The sequence below is a fragment of the Neobacillus sp. DHD-1R genome, from assembly GCF_057747995.1.
This window is the reverse complement of record NZ_CM173232.1, coordinates 5,019,964-5,036,842: the sequence shown is the minus strand read 5'-3', so window position 1 is coordinate 5,036,842 and position 16,879 is coordinate 5,019,964. Positions and strand designations below refer to the sequence as shown.

13 protein-coding genes and 3 rRNA genes are annotated in these 16,879 nt (G+C 42.8%); 8 read left to right on the top strand and 8 right to left on the bottom strand.

Annotated features, from left to right (window positions below):
* Positions 1–59 precede the first annotated feature (59 nt).
* Positions 60–341: a hypothetical protein gene (locus AC3ANL_RS24785; RefSeq protein WP_488326967.1), complete on the bottom strand. Its 282-nt coding sequence runs from the start codon at positions 339–341 to the stop codon at positions 60–62.
* Positions 342–416: 75 nt separating this feature from the next.
* Positions 417–1,661, bottom strand: a complete 1,245-nt coding sequence (locus tag AC3ANL_RS24780; protein WP_488326966.1) for an MFS transporter — start codon at positions 1,659–1,661, stop codon at positions 417–419.
* Between the two features lie 165 nt (positions 1,662–1,826).
* Between AC3ANL_RS24780 and AC3ANL_RS24775 the strand changes: the two genes are divergently transcribed.
* From AC3ANL_RS24775 to cysC, 5 genes are all read left to right on the top strand, one after another.
* Positions 1,827–2,594 carry a phosphosulfolactate synthase gene (locus AC3ANL_RS24775; RefSeq protein WP_488326965.1) on the top strand — a complete coding sequence of 256 codons (768 nt, stop codon included), beginning with the start codon at positions 1,827–1,829 and terminating at the stop codon, positions 2,592–2,594.
* Positions 2,579–3,118 (top strand): histidine phosphatase family protein, encoded by a 540-nt coding sequence (locus tag AC3ANL_RS24770; protein WP_488326964.1) that lies wholly within the window; start codon positions 2,579–2,581, stop codon positions 3,116–3,118. Before AC3ANL_RS24775 ends, AC3ANL_RS24770 begins: the two co-directional genes overlap by 16 nt.
* Before the next feature lie 77 nt (positions 3,119–3,195).
* Complete coding sequence (locus AC3ANL_RS24765; protein WP_488329828.1) at positions 3,196–3,852, top strand: phosphoadenylyl-sulfate reductase; 657 nt, start codon at positions 3,196–3,198, stop codon at positions 3,850–3,852.
* A gap of 46 nt (positions 3,853–3,898) precedes the next feature.
* On the top strand, positions 3,899–5,062 hold the full coding sequence (gene sat, locus AC3ANL_RS24760; RefSeq protein ID WP_488326963.1) for a sulfate adenylyltransferase: 1,164 nt from the start codon (positions 3,899–3,901) through the stop codon (positions 5,060–5,062).
* A gap of 55 nt (positions 5,063–5,117) precedes the next feature.
* Positions 5,118–5,717, top strand: a complete 600-nt coding sequence (cysC, locus tag AC3ANL_RS24755) for an adenylyl-sulfate kinase (protein WP_488326962.1) — start codon at positions 5,118–5,120, stop codon at positions 5,715–5,717.
* A gap of 7 nt (positions 5,718–5,724) precedes the next feature.
* Here the strand turns inward: cysC and AC3ANL_RS24750 are convergent, their stop codons facing one another.
* Positions 5,725–6,279 (bottom strand): YitT family protein, encoded by a 555-nt coding sequence (locus AC3ANL_RS24750; RefSeq protein ID WP_488326961.1) that lies wholly within the window; start codon positions 6,277–6,279, stop codon positions 5,725–5,727.
* A gap of 517 nt (positions 6,280–6,796) precedes the next feature.
* On the opposite strand from AC3ANL_RS24750, the gene AC3ANL_RS24745 reads away from it, so the two are divergent.
* The 3 genes from AC3ANL_RS24745 (at position 6,797) to rrf (ending at position 11,792) form a co-directional block, all read left to right on the top strand.
* Positions 6,797–8,346, top strand: a 16S ribosomal RNA gene (locus tag AC3ANL_RS24745).
* 190 nt (positions 8,347–8,536) lie between these two features.
* Positions 8,537–11,472 (top strand): 23S ribosomal RNA (locus AC3ANL_RS24740).
* Positions 11,473–11,675: 203 nt separating this feature from the next.
* Positions 11,676–11,792, top strand: a 5S ribosomal RNA gene (gene rrf / locus AC3ANL_RS24735).
* The 16S, 23S and 5S rRNA genes sit together here, the layout of an rRNA operon.
* A 228-nt stretch (positions 11,793–12,020) precedes the next feature.
* Here the strand turns inward: rrf and AC3ANL_RS24730 are convergent.
* The 5 genes from AC3ANL_RS24730 to AC3ANL_RS24710 all read right to left on the bottom strand — a co-directional run bounded on the left by AC3ANL_RS24730 (position 12,021) and on the right by AC3ANL_RS24710 (position 16,870).
* Positions 12,021–12,944 carry a GDP-mannose 4,6-dehydratase gene (locus tag AC3ANL_RS24730; RefSeq protein WP_488326960.1) on the bottom strand — a complete coding sequence of 308 codons (924 nt, stop codon included), beginning with the start codon at positions 12,942–12,944 and terminating at the stop codon, positions 12,021–12,023.
* The gene (gmd, locus tag AC3ANL_RS24725) at positions 12,941–13,906 is read right to left on the bottom strand and encodes a GDP-mannose 4,6-dehydratase (protein ID WP_488326959.1); all 966 of its coding nucleotides are present in this window, start codon (positions 13,904–13,906) and stop codon (positions 12,941–12,943) included. The genes AC3ANL_RS24730 and gmd overlap by 4 nt, the downstream gene beginning before the upstream one ends.
* A 161-nt stretch (positions 13,907–14,067) precedes the next feature.
* The gene (locus tag AC3ANL_RS24720) at positions 14,068–15,195 is read right to left on the bottom strand and encodes a glycosyltransferase (RefSeq protein WP_488326958.1); all 1,128 of its coding nucleotides are present in this window, start codon (positions 15,193–15,195) and stop codon (positions 14,068–14,070) included.
* 38 nt (positions 15,196–15,233) lie between these two features.
* Positions 15,234–15,836 carry a class I SAM-dependent methyltransferase gene (locus AC3ANL_RS24715; RefSeq protein ID WP_488326957.1) on the bottom strand — a complete coding sequence of 201 codons (603 nt, stop codon included), beginning with the start codon at positions 15,834–15,836 and terminating at the stop codon, positions 15,234–15,236.
* 35 nt (positions 15,837–15,871) lie between these two features.
* Complete coding sequence (locus AC3ANL_RS24710) at positions 15,872–16,870, bottom strand: glycosyltransferase (RefSeq protein WP_488326956.1); 999 nt, start codon at positions 16,868–16,870, stop codon at positions 15,872–15,874.
* Positions 16,871–16,879: the final 9 nt, after the last annotated feature.

The window sequence follows — 16,879 nt, the reverse complement described above, 5'->3', positions numbered from 1 at the left end:
GAAAGCGTTAGCTTTTCCGAGGAGGCCATACGCCGCTGACCAGGGCGCTTCCGCTTTTCTTATTTTTGTTCTTCGTTATTCAGTTTTATTTTCTTACATCCAACATATAAACAAGAGAATATATCGAGTCCAGGCTTTGCTTTTGCTAATCCCTTTATATAAGGTGTAACTAAGTCTCTAAAATCAGCACCCACTTCTTCCTCTTCTAAAATTCCATAAACAAACAGCTTTTTTTCATCAAATAAAAAGGCGACATTTCCGACTCCTTTATTATTAGAATCCACTACATTTAAAACTTGAAATTGTGGGGTTATGACCTCAGGTGAAAAAAATATTTGCAAACAGATCTACTCCTCTCTGTCTAGATTTTATGCCGAACGATTGGTGTATTTAGCTGCCTGGCACTAGCCACTCCACTAAGAAAAGGACAATTTTTCAAACAAAGAGTCATTTTCTTCTGTGGGTTCCTTTTTCGCTACACGAATTAACATGAGACAAAGTAATCCGCATAACAGGGTTAAACCAGCCGTTGATAAAAACATTCCAGCCCGAGACCATACCATTAACGTACTGAATATAGGCGGGCCAATTGCCACCCCTAAAAATCGAACCGAGCCATATAACGAGGTTACAAATCCTCGGCGGTCGGATGGAACGGAGCCAGTAATAAAACTATTTATACAGGGAAGAACGAGGCCCGTTCCAATACTACTGACGATAAGTACAGCAAAGAAGGGAAGCAGTTTTGTGAAAAATACCAGTGATGCAAACGAAGCGGTCATGAGGAGACAGCCGATTACAATTAACGTTTTCATTCGCTTCATTTTTTTCCCGATATGACTTCCGGTTAAATAAGAGGTGGAGGTCATAAATAAGAGTGGGATTGCTAAAATGGCTCCTTTTAATAGCCCGTCGATTTGATGGTCCTTTTCAAGAATGTCAGAAATATAAAACAAAATGCCAAATAATGTAAATAAACAGGAGGCTCCTGTTAAATAGGCTGCGAATAACCAGCGTCCTTCTGTTTTAAAAACGGATATAAGCCCCTTTACATATTTTCCAACTGGTGGAGGCTCTTTTTCCGCTTTCTTCTCTTTTATAAAAAAGATAGTTAGCAGGATAGAAAGGAAGCAGAAAATAGGGAAGGCAAAAAAGGCTGCATACCAAAAGAGCAGGGCTAAAAGGGAACCAATAATGGGGCTAACAACCTTTCCCAACCCATTGGAAGCTTCCACTAAACCTAAGACCTTGCTCTGTTCTGCCCCTTTAAATAAATCCCCGGCTAACGCCATGGCGATTGGAGCTGTGCCAGCGGCGCCGATTCCTTGCAAAATTCTTCCCGCCAGAATCCACGTATAGGAGTTAGCGAACCAAGCAGCAGCAGCCCCGGCTAATAATCCGCCGGCTCCGTAAAAAATAAGTGCAGGGATAATGACGGCCTTCCGGGAAAATCGATCAGATAAGTATCCTAAAATGGGAATCGAGATCGCCGCTGCAATTGAAAAGGCAGAGATAATGAGGCTGGTCTGAAATTGACTAATATTAAGTTCCGTTTTCATTTTCGGGAGAATTGGGATTAGCATAGAGTTTCCTAACACTAAAATAAGTGGGATTGAACCGATTGCAAAAATCGTCAAGCCATTGGGTTTTTGCTTTGGCAATGAATGTACACCCCTCACTGTGAGTTTAAGCTTTTTTATTGTTTGGCCATGACACGTTGTTTATACATGACAAGTGCCTAATTTCTAGGAAAAAAGCCCATTATTTTCACCATAGGCGGATTTTTGAATAATCTATCCTAGAAAAATAGGGGAGGCGTATTGCCTATGAATTTTTTAACATTGCCAGAGAGGACATCAGGGAGACGAACCTACGGTTTAACATCGGTCATCGATTTTGGAACTCCGTTAGGTGAATTAAATAATATTTTAGCTGATTTTGGTGACATCATTGATATAGCCAAAATTGGAATTGGTTCTGCCTATGTAACCCCTAATTTAATGGATAAAGTGAATCTTTATAAGGAGTACGATATTAAGACATATTGTGGGGGCACGTTGTTTGAGAAATGCTATCACCAAAATAAAATCCCTGAGTATTTAATGCAATTACGGAGTTTAGGGATTGAATGGCTTGAAATATCAAATGGAACGTTAGATATTCCTCTCTATGATCGACTCGAATTGATTTCTCAAATCAAGAATGATTTTCATATCATTGCTGAAGTGGGTTCAAAGGATTCGAATATGGAAATGCCCATCTCAGACTGGAAGGAAGAAATGAAGCTCCTGTTACATGCTGGTTGTGATTACGTCATTACGGAAGGCAGAGATTCTGGTACATCAGGGATTTATGAGCAATGCGGCAATGTTAAATCCGAGTTAATTCATGAATTGCTTACTGAAATAGATTTCAAACATATTATTTTCGAAGCACCTACAGCAAAACAACAAATGTATTTCATTAAGGAAATTGGTGCAAATGTTAATTTAGGAAATGTGAAACTTCATGATGTTCTAGTCTTGGAATCTCAACGAAGAGGTCTAAGGAGTGAGACATTTTTTTTGGAGGACCGAGAATGCAAATTACCTTAATCAGACATCTCCCCACAGAGTGGAATAAAAAAACTTGGCTTCAAGGGAGGAGGGACATTGAACTTGCTCCTGTTACCAAGGATTTTCACTCGAAAATTTTTCAAAATCAGCAACTCCTGAAGGAACTGCCACCGATTGATTTAGTGTTGGCGAGTACATTAAGACGAACACATCAGACAGCCCAACTTTATGGCTTCCAAGCTGAAACAGAAGGATTATTAGATGAGCTTGATTTCGGACCCTTTGAAGGACGACCGAAGGAAAACCTGATTGAGGAGTATGGTGAACAGTGGTTTGAAAACCCAAGGGAGTTGATTCTAGGGGAGAGCATTACACAACTAGAAGAGCGGATTTTGCTGTTTTTAGAGAAGTATCAGGCATTTGATCATATTTTAGTGTTTGGACACGGTTCATGGATCAGAGCATTCGTTTCATATGCCCAACACCAGGATGTTAATAAAATGAATAAAATCACCGTTGAAAATAATGCTTGTATTACGTTAGAAGTAGATCCTGCAAGGTAAATGGAGAAACGGAGGGGTGAAGATTGTCTGAAACAGTAACCTATAAAAATTGGGATGAAAACAAAATAGCCTCCTTTATGAAGAGTAAACCTGATTTTTTAGATGTTTTAAAATGGGCCTATCAGGAGTATCAAGATGATATCGTTTATTCCTGCAGCTTTGGTGCCGAGGGTATCGTGTTAATTGATTTAATCCATAAGGTAAATAAACAGGCAAAGATCATTTTTCTCGATACGGGACTGCATTTTCGAGAAACATATGAATTAATAGAAAAAGTAAAAGAACGTTACCCTTCACTGCAAATCACCATGTTAAAACCAAGGATGAATTTGGATGATCAAGCAAAATGGTATGGAGAAGAGCTATGGAGTGTTAATCCTAACCTATGCTGCCATATGAGAAAGGTTGTCCCCTTGAAGGAAGCATTATCCGACGTATCCGCGTGGATCTCTGGTTTAAGAAGAGATCAATCCCCCACAAGAAGTAACACCGAATATATTAATAAGGATGAAAAATTTCAAAAAGTAAAAATCTGTCCTCTAATTCATTGGTCATGGGAGGAGATCATGACCTATATTCATTTACATGAGCTTCCCTATAACCCATTGCACGATCAAGGCTATCCAAGCATTGGCTGTGCTCCATGTACCCATTCAGTAACGAATACTGGGGATCTCCGTGCGGGCCGATGGGCAGGTATTGCAAAAACAGAATGCGGTCTCCATGAAGGATAGGTATACGGAAGACTATATCATTTTGGAGATTTAGGGAGGAAAAATAATGGGTGGGATCATGCCGCATGGCGGCAAATTGGTTAACCGAATCGATGCTAATTTTTCAAAAGAGCATATTCGAAACGTGGTGGAACTCGATAAAGTAGCATTAAGTGATGTAGAGTTAATTGCAAACGGAGCGTATAGCCCGCTTGAAGGGTTTATGGGAAAAGAAGATTATCATGCCGTTGTTCATCATATGAGGTTGGCGAGCGGGTTACCGTGGTCGATCCCTATTACCTTAGCGGTGGATTTTACTAAAGCCAAACAAATCAAAATTGGTGAAACAATCAACCTTAGTCATGAGGGAACCGTTTATGGTGTCATGATGGTTAAAGAGATATATCGTCCTGATAAGAAAGTAGAAGCTGAAAAGGTCTATCAAACGACTGATCCGCAACACCCGGGAGTTAAAAAGCTATTCGATCGGCCTGAAATATATCTAACTGGACCTATTACCCTTATCAAAAGACCGGAAAAGAGTTCGTTTGAAAGCTTTTATTTGGATCCCATTCAAACAAGGCGGATGTTTCAATCATTAGGATGGAACACGATCGTCGGTTTCCAAACGAGAAACCCTGTTCATCGAGCGCATGAATACATTCAAAAATCCGCTTTAGAAATCGTTGATGGTCTTTTCTTGAATCCGCTTGTCGGAGAAACAAAATCAGATGACATTCCAAGTGAAATCCGCATGAAAAGCTATCAGGTGTTACTCGAAAATTATTATCCGCAAGACCGAGTCTTCTTGTCTGTCTTCCCTGCTGCGATGCGCTATGCAGGACCAAGAGAGGCCGTTTTTCATGCGATTGTCCGGAAAAATTATGGATGTACCCATTTCATTGTGGGAAGAGATCATGCTGGAGTAGGAAACTATTACGGAACCTATGATGCTCAAAAGATTTTCAGTCATTTTAGTGAAGAAGAATTAGGCATTAAACCACTCTTTTTTGAGAACAGTTTTTACTGCAGGAAATGTGAAAATATGGCATCCGAGAAGACTTGTCCACATGACCGGAAAGACCATGTCACGTTATCAGGTACAGCCGTTCGAGGTATGTTAAAAAATGGCGTCATGCCGCCAAAAGAATTTAGTCGTCCAGAAGTAGTAGAAACACTCATTCAGGGTATGAGGGAAATGTACTTAAATAAAAACACAACCATTGGCTAGTCGGTAAGACTGGGGAGAGTGCTGCTGTTTAGCCAAAAACTAAAGGGTGAAGGAAATGAAGAAACAAGGTAATATCACCTGGCACCACACAACGATTACAAAAAAAGACCGGATCCGTTTGAATGGTCACAAAAGTTGCCTGCTCTGGTTTACAGGATTATCAGGTTCTGGAAAATCAACATTAGCGAATGCGGTTGACCATACATTCTATCAAGAACAATATCGGAGCTATATTTTGGACGGGGATAATATCCGCCAAGGACTAAACCGTGATTTAAGCTTTTTGCCAGAGGACCGCAAAGAAAATATTCGCAGAATTGGGGAAGTAGCCAAACTTTTTGTCGACAGCGGCCAAATTGTTTCTTCCGCCTTTATTTCACCCTTTCTTGAAGATCGGGAACTTGTCCGCAAAATGTTTGAACCGGGAGAATTTGTTGAAATTTATTTAAATTGTCCCCTTCAAGTCTGTGAGGGCCGTGATCCAAAGGGTTTATATAAAAAGGCGCGAACAGGAGAAATTCCTGAATTCACAGGTATATCATCCCCCTATGAAGCTCCAATCAATCCGGAAATTATCATCGACACGGATAAAATGTCAATCGAGGAGTCTGTTAATAAGGTATTAGCCTATTTGAAAGATAAGAAGATTCTTTAGGATCTCCTTATCTTTTTCGCCAGTTTGTCGTAAAGATCCTTATCTTTTGGAATTTTAATTCATAAATATAATCAATGATATTGGTAGAAAAAAACTGACAAATAATAGCGAAGATCACAATTTTATAATCAATCACAAGAGCAGTTAACAAGAAAATTAAAAAGTTAATCCCCATCATTACCTTTCCGGGGCTCCAATTCTTATAGGAAGCTATCATTAAGGCCGGAATAACCATTCCTCCGCTAGACGCGCCAGCTCGGATAAGGAGACCGACACCTATGCCAAAAAAAACACTCCCTGCCATAATATCTATTACTAAATGGATATGGTGGTGAGGAACATATGCGGTTAGGAGGTTAACTGTAGTAGATGTAATGGCAACAGAAAGAATGGTTCTAAATGTCCAGGTGTACCCAAAATATCGTATAGCAAAAAATAAAAAAACAATATTGGCTATCCACAAAGATAAACCGAGTGAAAAATTAAACCAATGATTCATTAAAATCGCAATGCCAGCAGCCCCGCCGGAAGGAATGGAGTGGGGAAATAAAAATAAGGACATGGACATCCCTTGTATGGCAGCGCCAAAAAGTAAGCAGAAATAGGTTATTAGTGATTTCTTCATCTAGAAACGGAAATAATCCGATAATGTATATATATGAATTCCACGTTATACCCTCCCTAGGACAATCCTTCCTTGTCCATTTTATGTGAGTGCTAGAAGGAATATGAGCGCTGGCTTTTCAAAAAATCTAGGATGATTGAAAGTCACTATACGCTGAACAAATGCCTGCTGAGGTTATGGACTAATTTGTTTATTTATAAATTGTAAAATATTACATGTAGACCTTTGTGCCCCTAAGTGCTAAGATAAGAAAGTTCCTTTACGAGTGGCAAACATAATAAATTGAAATTATGTGTTGACATTAATTAAGTGAATATGGTATTATATTTCTTGTCGCTTCATTAAAAAGTGGAATTGTCCTTTGAAAACTAAACAAACAAAAACGTCAACAAACAATAAATTATTAGTTTCTTACGAAACTAAGCCAACGTAACATTTATGAGCTATATCAACTTTCTTGGAGAGTTTGATCCTGGCTCAGGACGAACGCTGGCGGCGTGCCTAATACATGCAAGTCGAGCGGACTAACAGGAGCTTGCTCCTGTTAGTTAGCGGCGGACGGGTGAGTAACACGTGGGCAACCTGCCTGTAAGACTGGGATAACACCGGGAAACCGGTGCTAATACCGGATAATCTTTTTCTTCACATGAAGAAAAACTGAAAGACGGTTTTGGCTGTCACTTACAGATGGGCCCGCGGCGCATTAGCTAGTTGGTGAGGTAACGGCTCACCAAGGCGACGATGCGTAGCCGACCTGAGAGGGTGATCGGCCACACTGGGACTGAGACACGGCCCAGACTCCTACGGGAGGCAGCAGTAGGGAATCTTCCACAATGGACGAAAGTCTGATGGAGCAACGCCGCGTGAGCGATGAAGGCCTTCGGGTCGTAAAGCTCTGTTGTTAGGGAAGAACAAGTATCGGAGTAACTGCCGGTACCTTGACGGTACCTAACCAGAAAGCCACGGCTAACTACGTGCCAGCAGCCGCGGTAATACGTAGGTGGCAAGCGTTGTCCGGAATTATTGGGCGTAAAGCGCGCGCAGGCGGTCCTTTAAGTCTGATGTGAAAGCCCACGGCTCAACCGTGGAGGGTCATTGGAAACTGGGGGACTTGAGTGCAGAAGAGGAAAGCGGAATTCCACGTGTAGCGGTGAAATGCGTAGAGATGTGGAGGAACACCAGTGGCGAAGGCGGCTTTCTGGTCTGTAACTGACGCTGAGGCGCGAAAGCGTGGGGAGCAAACAGGATTAGATACCCTGGTAGTCCACGCCGTAAACGATGAGTGCTAAGTGTTAGGGGGTTTCCGCCCCTTAGTGCTGCAGCTAACGCATTAAGCACTCCGCCTGGGGAGTACGGCCGCAAGGCTGAAACTCAAAGGAATTGACGGGGGCCCGCACAAGCGGTGGAGCATGTGGTTTAATTCGAAGCAACGCGAAGAACCTTACCAGGTCTTGACATCCTCTGACACTCCTAGAGATAGGACGTTCCCCTTCGGGGGACAGAGTGACAGGTGGTGCATGGTTGTCGTCAGCTCGTGTCGTGAGATGTTGGGTTAAGTCCCGCAACGAGCGCAACCCTTGTTCTTAGTTGCCAGCATTCAGTTGGGCACTCTAAGGAGACTGCCGGTGACAAACCGGAGGAAGGTGGGGATGACGTCAAATCATCATGCCCCTTATGACCTGGGCTACACACGTGCTACAATGGATGGTACAAAGGGCAGCAAAGCCGCGAGGCCTAGCCAATCCCATAAAACCATTCTCAGTTCGGATTGTAGGCTGCAACTCGCCTACATGAAGCCGGAATCGCTAGTAATCGCGGATCAGCATGCCGCGGTGAATACGTTCCCGGGCCTTGTACACACCGCCCGTCACACCACGAGAGTTTGTAACACCCGAAGTCGGTGGGGTAACCGTAAGGAGCCAGCCGCCTAAGGTGGGACAGATGATTGGGGTGAAGTCGTAACAAGGTAGCCGTATCGGAAGGTGCGGCTGGATCACCTCCTTTCTAAGGATAATGCAGTCCTTTCGGACTGATAAGAAGTTGACCGCTTTTTGTTTGTTTAGTTTTGAGAGTACAATCTCTCAAAAACATTCGTTCTTTGAAAACTAGATAATCGTAAGAAGAAGCAAGTAAAACATCGAGTAATCGCCATTTTAGTTTTCTCTCTTATTTAGTAAGAGAAACAAACCTTTTAGGTTAAGTTAGAAAGGGCGCACGGTGAATGCCTTGGCACTAGGAGCCGATGAAGGACGGGACTAACACCGATATGCTTCGGGGAGCTGTAAGTAAGCTTTGATCCGGAGATTTCCGAATGGGGAAACCCACTGCTCGTAATGGAGTAGTATCTTTACCTGAATACATAGGGTATGGATGGCATACCCGGGGAACTGAAACATCTAAGTACCCGGAGGAAGAGAAAGCAAACGCGATTCCCTGAGTAGCGGCGAGCGAAATGGGACATAGCCCAAACCAAGAGGCTTGCCTCTTGGGGTTGTAGGACACTCAACATGGAGTTACAAAGGAACGGGGTAAATGAAGCGATCTGGAAAGGTCCGTCATAGAAGGTAAAAACCCTGTAGTTGAAACTTCGTTCCCTCCTGAGTGGATCCTGAGTACGGCCGGACACGAGAAATCCGGTCGGAAGCAGGGAGGACCATCTCCCAAGGCTAAATACTCCCTAGTGACCGATAGTGAACCAGTACCGTGAGGGAAAGGTGAAAAGCACCCCGGAAGGGGAGTGAAATAGTTCCTGAAACCGTGTGCCTACAAGTAGTCAGAGCCCGTTAATGGGTGATGGCGTGCCTTTTGTAGAATGAACCGGCGAGTTACGATCCCATGCAAGGTTAAGTTGAAGAGACGGAGCCGCAGCGAAAGCGAGTCTGAATAGGGCGAATGAGTATGTGGTCGTAGACCCGAAACCAGGTGATCTACCCATGTCCAGGGTGAAGTCCAGGTAACACTGGATGGAGGCCCGAACCCACGCACGTTGAAAAGTGCGGGGATGAGGTGTGGGTAGCGGAGAAATTCCAATCGAACTTGGAGATAGCTGGTTCTCTCCGAAATAGCTTTAGGGCTAGCCTCACGTAGTAAGAGTCTTGGAGGTAGAGCACTGTTTGGACTAGGGGCCCTCATCGGGTTACCGAATTCAGACAAACTCCGAATGCCAAAGACTTATCCGTGGGAGTCAGACTGCGAGTGATAAGATCCGTAGTCAAAAGGGAAACAGCCCAGACCACCAGCTAAGGTCCCAAAGTATACGTTAAGTGGAAAAGGATGTGGAGTTGCTTAGACAACCAGGATGTTGGCTTAGAAGCAGCCACCATTTAAAGAGTGCGTAATAGCTCACTGGTCGAGTGACTCTGCGCCGAAAATGTACCGGGGCTAAACGTATCACCGAAGCTGTGGATTGACATCAACGATGTCAGTGGTAGGAGAGCGTTCTAAGGGCGTTGAAGCTAGACCGTAAGGACTGGTGGAGCGCTTAGAAGTGAGAATGCCGGTATGAGTAGCGAAAGATGAGTGAGAATCTCATCCACCGAATGCCTAAGGTTTCCTGAGGAAGGCTCGTCCGCTCAGGGTTAGTCGGGACCTAAGCCGAGGCCGAAAGGCGTAGGCGATGGACAACAGGTTGATATTCCTGTACCACCTCTTTATCGTTTGAGTGATGGGGGGACGCAGGAGGATAGGGTAAGCGCGCTGTTGGATATGCGCGTCTAAGCAGTTAGGCTGGTAAGTAGGAAAATCCGCTTACCGTGAAGGCTGAGCTGTGACAGCGAGGGAAATTTAGTACCGAAGTTCCTGATTCCACACTGCCAAGAAAAGCCTCTAGCGAGATAAAAGGTGCCCGTACCGCAAACCGACACAGGTAGGCGAGGAGAGAATCCTAAGGTGAGCGAGAGAACTCTCGTTAAGGAACTCGGCAAAATGACCCCGTAACTTCGGGAGAAGGGGTGCTCTTTGGGGTGAATAGCCTCGAAGAGCCGCAGTGAATAGGCCCAGGCGACTGTTTAGCAAAAACACAGGTCTCTGCGAAGCCGCAAGGCGAAGTATAGGGGCTGACGCCTGCCCGGTGCTGGAAGGTTAAGAGGAGGGGTTAGCGCAAGCGAAGCTCTGAATCGAAGCCCCAGTAAACGGCGGCCGTAACTATAACGGTCCTAAGGTAGCGAAATTCCTTGTCGGGTAAGTTCCGACCCGCACGAAAGGCGTAACGATCTGGGCACTGTCTCAACGAGAGACTCGGTGAAATTATAGTACCTGTGAAGATGCAGGTTACCCGCGACAGGACGGAAAGACCCCGTGGAGCTTTACTGTAGCCTGATATTGAATTTTGGTACAGCTTGTACAGGATAGGTAGGAGCCTGAGAAGCCGGAGCGCTAGCTTCGGTGGAGGCGTCGGTGGGATACTACCCTGGCTGTATTGAAATTCTAACCCGCACCCCTGATCGGGGTGGGAGACAGTGTCAGGTGGGCAGTTTGACTGGGGCGGTCGCCTCCTAAAGAGTAACGGAGGCGCCCAAAGGTTCCCTCAGAATGGTTGGAAATCATTCGTAGAGTGTAAAGGCACAAGGGAGCTTGACTGCGAGACCTACAAGTCGAGCAGGGACGAAAGTCGGGCTTAGTGATCCGGTGGTTCCGCATGGAAGGGCCATCGCTCAACGGATAAAAGCTACCCCGGGGATAACAGGCTTATCTCCCCCAAGAGTCCACATCGACGGGGAGGTTTGGCACCTCGATGTCGGCTCATCGCATCCTGGGGCTGTAGTCGGTCCCAAGGGTTGGGCTGTTCGCCCATTAAAGCGGTACGCGAGCTGGGTTCAGAACGTCGTGAGACAGTTCGGTCCCTATCCGTCGTGGGCGCAGGAAATTTGAGAGGAGCTGTCCTTAGTACGAGAGGACCGGGATGGACGCACCGCTGGTGTACCAGTTGTCTTGCCAAAGGCATCGCTGGGTAGCTATGTGCGGACGGGATAAGTGCTGAAAGCATCTAAGCATGAAGCCCCCCTCAAGATGAGATTTCCCATAGCGTCAAGCTAGTAAGAACCCTGAAAGATGATCAGGTTGATAGGTCAGAGGTGGAAGCGTGGCGACATGTGGAGCTGACTGATACTAATCGTTCGAGGACTTAACCAAATAGAAAAGCGGAGGCGACTGGTCAACTTCGACAGACGTTGGAGAGCCGGCACTGCAAATCCTGGTTTTGGATTTGAAGGGACGGATCGAAACGGCCGAGAAGTTAGGAGCCGCAGCTGGACAATTTTTAAAGCGAACTTGAGTTTTACAACACTTCTTCTGTATTATCTAGTTTTGAGAGAACGATCTCTCTAATTTTATAGTCTGGTAATTAAGGCGAGAAGGTCACACCCGTTCCCATACCGAACACGGAAGTTAAGCTTCTCAGCGCCGATGGTAGTTGGGACACGCGTCCCTGTGAGAGTAGGACGTTGCCAGGCACAACAAAAGGACAACTCAAAAGAGTTGTCTTTTTTTATCGTTTAGGAAATAATAAATTTTTAAACTGTCATTTATACGATATGTCCCTCAGGATGGAATCCTTTAGTAAAATAGTAAACTAAATGCGGAAAACCGCGAATTTGCTGAACGCGGTTTCCCCGTTTGTATTGCTTCACTGTCCTATAACCACTCTTATTGAGAACAAGAAGATTAGATAGGGCATTACTTCATATAATCTCTATCCAGTAATCATAAATGTCTCTTAATGTTTCCGCCAGTTTCCGTTTCGGTTTCCATCCCGTTAATGTGAATATCTTTTCAGAGGCTCCTACTAATTTTGGGATATCTGCCACTCTCATTCTGCTGGGATCAACTTCTAGATTAATTTTTTTATCTGTAAAACTTAGTAATATCTCAAGTATATCGTGAATATAAACTCTTTGACCTGTACACACATTATAAGCTTCCCCTGCTTCACCGAAACATGCGATATGGTAATAAGCCTCCACAATATCCCTTACATCGGTAAAATCCCTTGCTGTTTTTAAATTCCCAATTTGGATGACAGGATCTTTTGTTATTCCTTTATTAATAAGAGCAATTTGATAGGCAAAATCAGATGTAACGAATCCTAGCCTTTGGCCTGGACCGATATGATTAAAAGGCCTGGCATGTGTTACGCTTAATCCATATGACTTATGGTATAAATTCACAAGCATGCTAATCACCGACTTGCTGATTCCATATGGATTAACTGGTTGTAATGCTGTTTCCTCCGTGACTTTGTCTAATCCTTTCGGAATAAGTCCATACTCCTCTGAAGAACCAACTGTCAGAACTTTTATTTGATTATCTGTCTTTCTTACAGCCTCCAATAAATGAATGGTTCCAATCACATTTCCCTGAATAAAGTCAGCTTTGTGGTTCCAAGAGTCCTTTACATTACTCAATCCGGCAAGGTGGAAAATGTGCGTAGGTTTAATGGTATTGATTAGATCAATGATTTTTGTTTCTTCACTGAAATCCACTTCAAAAATATGCTTTTCGCTTCTATTTGATCTTGATGTTCCATATACATCAGCTTTATCTTTCAAGAAGGCTTCAAGATGTTTTCCGACAAAGCCTGTAATCCCCGTAATCAATGCCTTCATGTAGTTTGACCATACTTTTTCAGATCATGGTCTACCATCATTTTTACTAAGTCCTCAAAGGAAACCTTAGGCTCCCATCCCAACTCTGTTTTTGCTTTCTGGGGGTTTCCGAGGAGCAAATCTACTTCTGCCGGCCTCATAAATGCAGGATCCTGGACAACATAATCTCCCCATTTCAAGCCAACATGATCAAAGGCAGTTGCAACAAGATCACGTACTGTATGAGTCTTTCCGGTTGCCACCACAAAATCGTCCGGCTTTTCCTGTTGAAGCATGAGCCACATTGCTTTTACATAATCACCTGCAAAACCCCAGTCCCGTTTTGCATCAAGATTTCCAAGGCGAAGCTCCGTTTGCAGGCCGAGTTTAATTCTCGCCGCAGCATCCGTTACTTTCCGTGTCACAAATTGGATTCCTCTTCTTGGTGATTCATGGTTGAATAAAATTCCTGAACAGGCAAATAAATCATAGCTCTCGCGATAATTGACAGTAATCCAATGTCCATATACTTTCGCTACACCATAAGGACTTCGAGGGTAAAAGGGAGTCGTTTCCGTTTGAGGGGTTTCTACTACCTTCCCAAACATTTCAGAACTTGAAGCCTGGTAAAAACGTGCCTCCTGCTTTACTTGCTTAACTGCTTCCAGCATATGAAGTGCCCCAAGACCAGTAACCTCTGCCGTATAAACTGGCTGCGACCATGAATCTGCTACAAAGGATTGGGCACCAAGGTTATAAACTTCATCCGGCTTAGAAAGTTTCACAGCCTGTATCAATGATGATAAATCAGCCAAATCACCGGATATAAACTCAATTTCTTTTTGTATATGTTTAATATTCTCATAGGTTTCTGTCGAGGTTCTTCTTTTTAACCCATATACCTTATATCCCTTTTCAAGAAGAAGTTCTGCCAAATATGAACCATCCTGGCCGGTTATACCCGTAATGAGCGTTCTTTTCATGGATATCCTCCCCTGATTTTTGCTGTAAGAATTCCTATGTAGTATCTATGCGGTTATGAGCTTCTTCTATTCCCTTTGCCTAAGAAAAAAGTGCATTTTAACACAAAAAAAATCTTTATATTGAAGAACCGGACTTATTTGTCTTGTTCCTCATATAAAGATTAAGAAAATAACCGGGTCTTCATTTGCTCCGCAATGACTTGTGGAGAAAAATAATTTACTATATCATGTTTTGCCTGCAATGAAATGTCTTCTCTTTTTTTATGATTTTCAAACGCTTCCCGCAAAACCTTTCGAACGTTTTCTTCTTTAACCTTTGCCCATTTATGTCCATAATAATGAATATTTCTTGTGCGCTGTAATTCAGGATGTACGGGCTCTAATTCTTGCTCCGGTGCTATTAGAAAGCAATTATGATCGTTCATAAATTCTGTGACTCCCCCCCAGTTAATCGATATAACCGGTTTTCCCATTGCCATTACCTCCATTTGAGGCATCCCCCACCCGCAGGCCCTTTCAGTGGAAACATAGCAGTCACAGCTTGAATATAAACAAAGCAATTCTTCCCGGGGAGTGTTTTCAATCATGAAATGAATATGGGGATTATTTTCCTTATTCGGTAAATATGAGGTTAATAATTCAAGTATATTGTCCTGAGTAATCCATTCGGGAACATTAATTTTTAAAATGAGGCTAACGTCATCCGAAGAAGAGAATTCCTTACAATAGCTTTGTATGAGCAAATCCAGCCCTTTGCGGTAATCAAAGGCTAAAGTATATAGAAACTTAAAAGACTTTACTTCGGCAGAAAAAGGGTAGGGGTCGAATGGTTTCGCGTATGTGCTGCCCTCTATTGGATAATGTATTACTTGAACTTTTGAGGAATCAACACCGGATTCTGTAAATGTCTGATAATTAAATTGAGTGGGAACCCAAATCTCATCTAAATCATTACAAAGCTTTGCCCAATGAAGGGGGATGCGGTCTGTTTCAAACAAGGTAATCCCAATTGTTTTATAATAACCTTCTTTTTCAAACCCCATAAATGATTCTGCAGTACCATGAATCACAAGTACTGGATTATCGCCCGGATCCTGTCTTGCCGTTAAAAAATTTGACAGAAGCTTGATATCCTCTTCTCCAATTTCATTATGGATCCTACCCGTATTTACTAAATGCACCGGTAGTCCAATATGCTGCAAAGCTCGCAAATAATTCCTGGTAACATTACCGTATCCCCCCAAATCTCCTATAGGACCTACCCATATAATTCCTGAAGGCTGAGTCATACACTGATCTTCCTTTCTAAAAGGTATAAACGGCCAAATTATCGGCCATCTCTGCAAAATTGAAAACAAATCATCGTACCCTCAACGAAAAAAATATGATCTCCTTCCATTATATTCAAAGTATCAATTACTTCCGTTACCCCAGGTACAAGATGGTTTCCATAATCGTGCCAGCAAATCATTCCACCTTTTCTGATAACTTCCCTGGCTAAAAGAGTATCCTGTAGCACACCCTCTCTGGAATGATCACCATCAATGAAAATTAAGTCTGCTGCCGGCAAATCGGATGGTTCCAAATCCCGTGAACCATTCGGTTTGACAATCAACTCTACTCTTGGATCATCCTTAACACACTCTCCTGCAATCTGAGGAACTTCCCCCCTTTGAATGGCTAACGGAGTAATATAGGTGGGTATGACATCTATCCCTACATATTTTTCAATCCATGGGCTATTGTCTAAAATACATTTCGCTGTTTCTCCACGTTGTATTCCAATTTCAATAACCGTTTTAGGATAAAAAGTTCGTGAAAGGGCTATTAGCGCCGGAACATCATAAGGACGTGTGTAAAAAGGTACTTCCCCATTGTAGGTACCACTGCCAAATAATTTAAAAAAGGTATCCATACTTAAAATACTCATAATCTCCTCCAATAAGATTGCGAAATAATAGCCTTTTATTCTTTAGACAAGTATTTCTTCCATTGATCTTTTATGTTATCTTTACCGAAAAACTGGATTGCCTTAGCCCTGGCATTTTTACTTATTTCTTTCGCAAGTTCATAATTGCTCAGTAATTCAGTTAATGAATTCCGTAATTCTAGAACACTATCAGAAACAAACCCCTCTTTTCCATTCTCAATGATTTCATGAACTTCAAAGGTACGTTGATTAAGGAATGGATGATTCCCTTGTATTTCTGAAACTGAAACAATAGGAATTCCTGTCATAAATGCCTCGATAAATCCAAGCGTATAACTTGTAACTCTGGTACCTGTATAAAAAAATGCGCGATTTTCTCTCATCTCCGTTTTCATTTGTTCATATGTCACCAATCCAGCACTTTCAGGTATTCCCTCATTTCCAGGACCAAATAATTTTACAGGAAGACCTCTACTAACATGATGGAATAAAATATAGTTACAATCTATTGGCCTTTGCTTCATCAACTGATTAACAGTGATGACATTCAGTTTATTGCCAGTCCAATGATCATACTCTTTTGGATCTTTGTAGAACCGGATTACCGCATCTTCTCCAATATAACCGGGAATCAATCTTTCCTTTGGTGAGTATCGAACAATTTCCATCCCTTGCTCTCGATATGGAAGAAGAATATTTTCAACTTCAGGAACTGATTGGCCTATTGACCTCCAAATGACACGCTTATGCTTAATTTTCTCCCAATTATTAATGATAAATGATGGTGAATGCATAACAATAATGATGTCCTTATCTTCAATCATTTCAGGATGGAGATTATCTTGAGGATAACGATCAACCATATCAGCAAAATGCGGGTCAAATTTCATTTCTGGAATGGGGGGGCGGAGTCTGCTACCTTTATGAGGACGGGAATATTGACCGTGAGAATAACATTCGTATCCTAATTCAGTAAATATTTTTAGCTCATCATACTCTAATACCTCATGAACAGATAGATATAATATTTTCATCTTTTATCC

Bases quoted from the DNA above. Each gene is read 5' to 3' on its own strand.
- AC3ANL_RS24770 (WP_488326964.1), top strand. From the start codon at position 2,579: ATGCAAATTACCTTAATCAGACATCTCCCCACAGAGTGGAATAAAAAA.
- gmd (WP_488326959.1), bottom strand. From the start codon at position 13,906: ATGAAAAGAACGCTCATTACGGGTATAACCGGCCAGGATGGTTCATAT.
- AC3ANL_RS24765 (WP_488329828.1), top strand. From the start codon at position 3,196: ATGAAGAGTAAACCTGATTTTTTAGATGTTTTAAAATGGGCCTATCAG.
- AC3ANL_RS24710 (WP_488326956.1), bottom strand. From the start codon at position 16,870: ATGAAAATATTATATCTATCTGTTCATGAGGTATTAGAGTATGATGAG.
- AC3ANL_RS24775 (WP_488326965.1), top strand. From the start codon at position 1,827: ATGAATTTTTTAACATTGCCAGAGAGGACATCAGGGAGACGAACCTAC.
- AC3ANL_RS24715 (WP_488326957.1), bottom strand. From the start codon at position 15,836: ATGAGTATTTTAAGTATGGATACCTTTTTTAAATTATTTGGCAGTGGT.
- AC3ANL_RS24750 (WP_488326961.1), bottom strand. From the start codon at position 6,279: ATGTCCTTATTTTTATTTCCCCACTCCATTCCTTCCGGCGGGGCTGCT.
- AC3ANL_RS24720 (WP_488326958.1), bottom strand. From the start codon at position 15,195: ATGACTCAGCCTTCAGGAATTATATGGGTAGGTCCTATAGGAGATTTG.
- sat (WP_488326963.1), top strand. From the start codon at position 3,899: ATGGGTGGGATCATGCCGCATGGCGGCAAATTGGTTAACCGAATCGAT.
- AC3ANL_RS24730 (WP_488326960.1), bottom strand. From the start codon at position 12,944: ATGAAGGCATTGATTACGGGGATTACAGGCTTTGTCGGAAAACATCTT.
- cysC (WP_488326962.1), top strand. From the start codon at position 5,118: ATGAAGAAACAAGGTAATATCACCTGGCACCACACAACGATTACAAAA.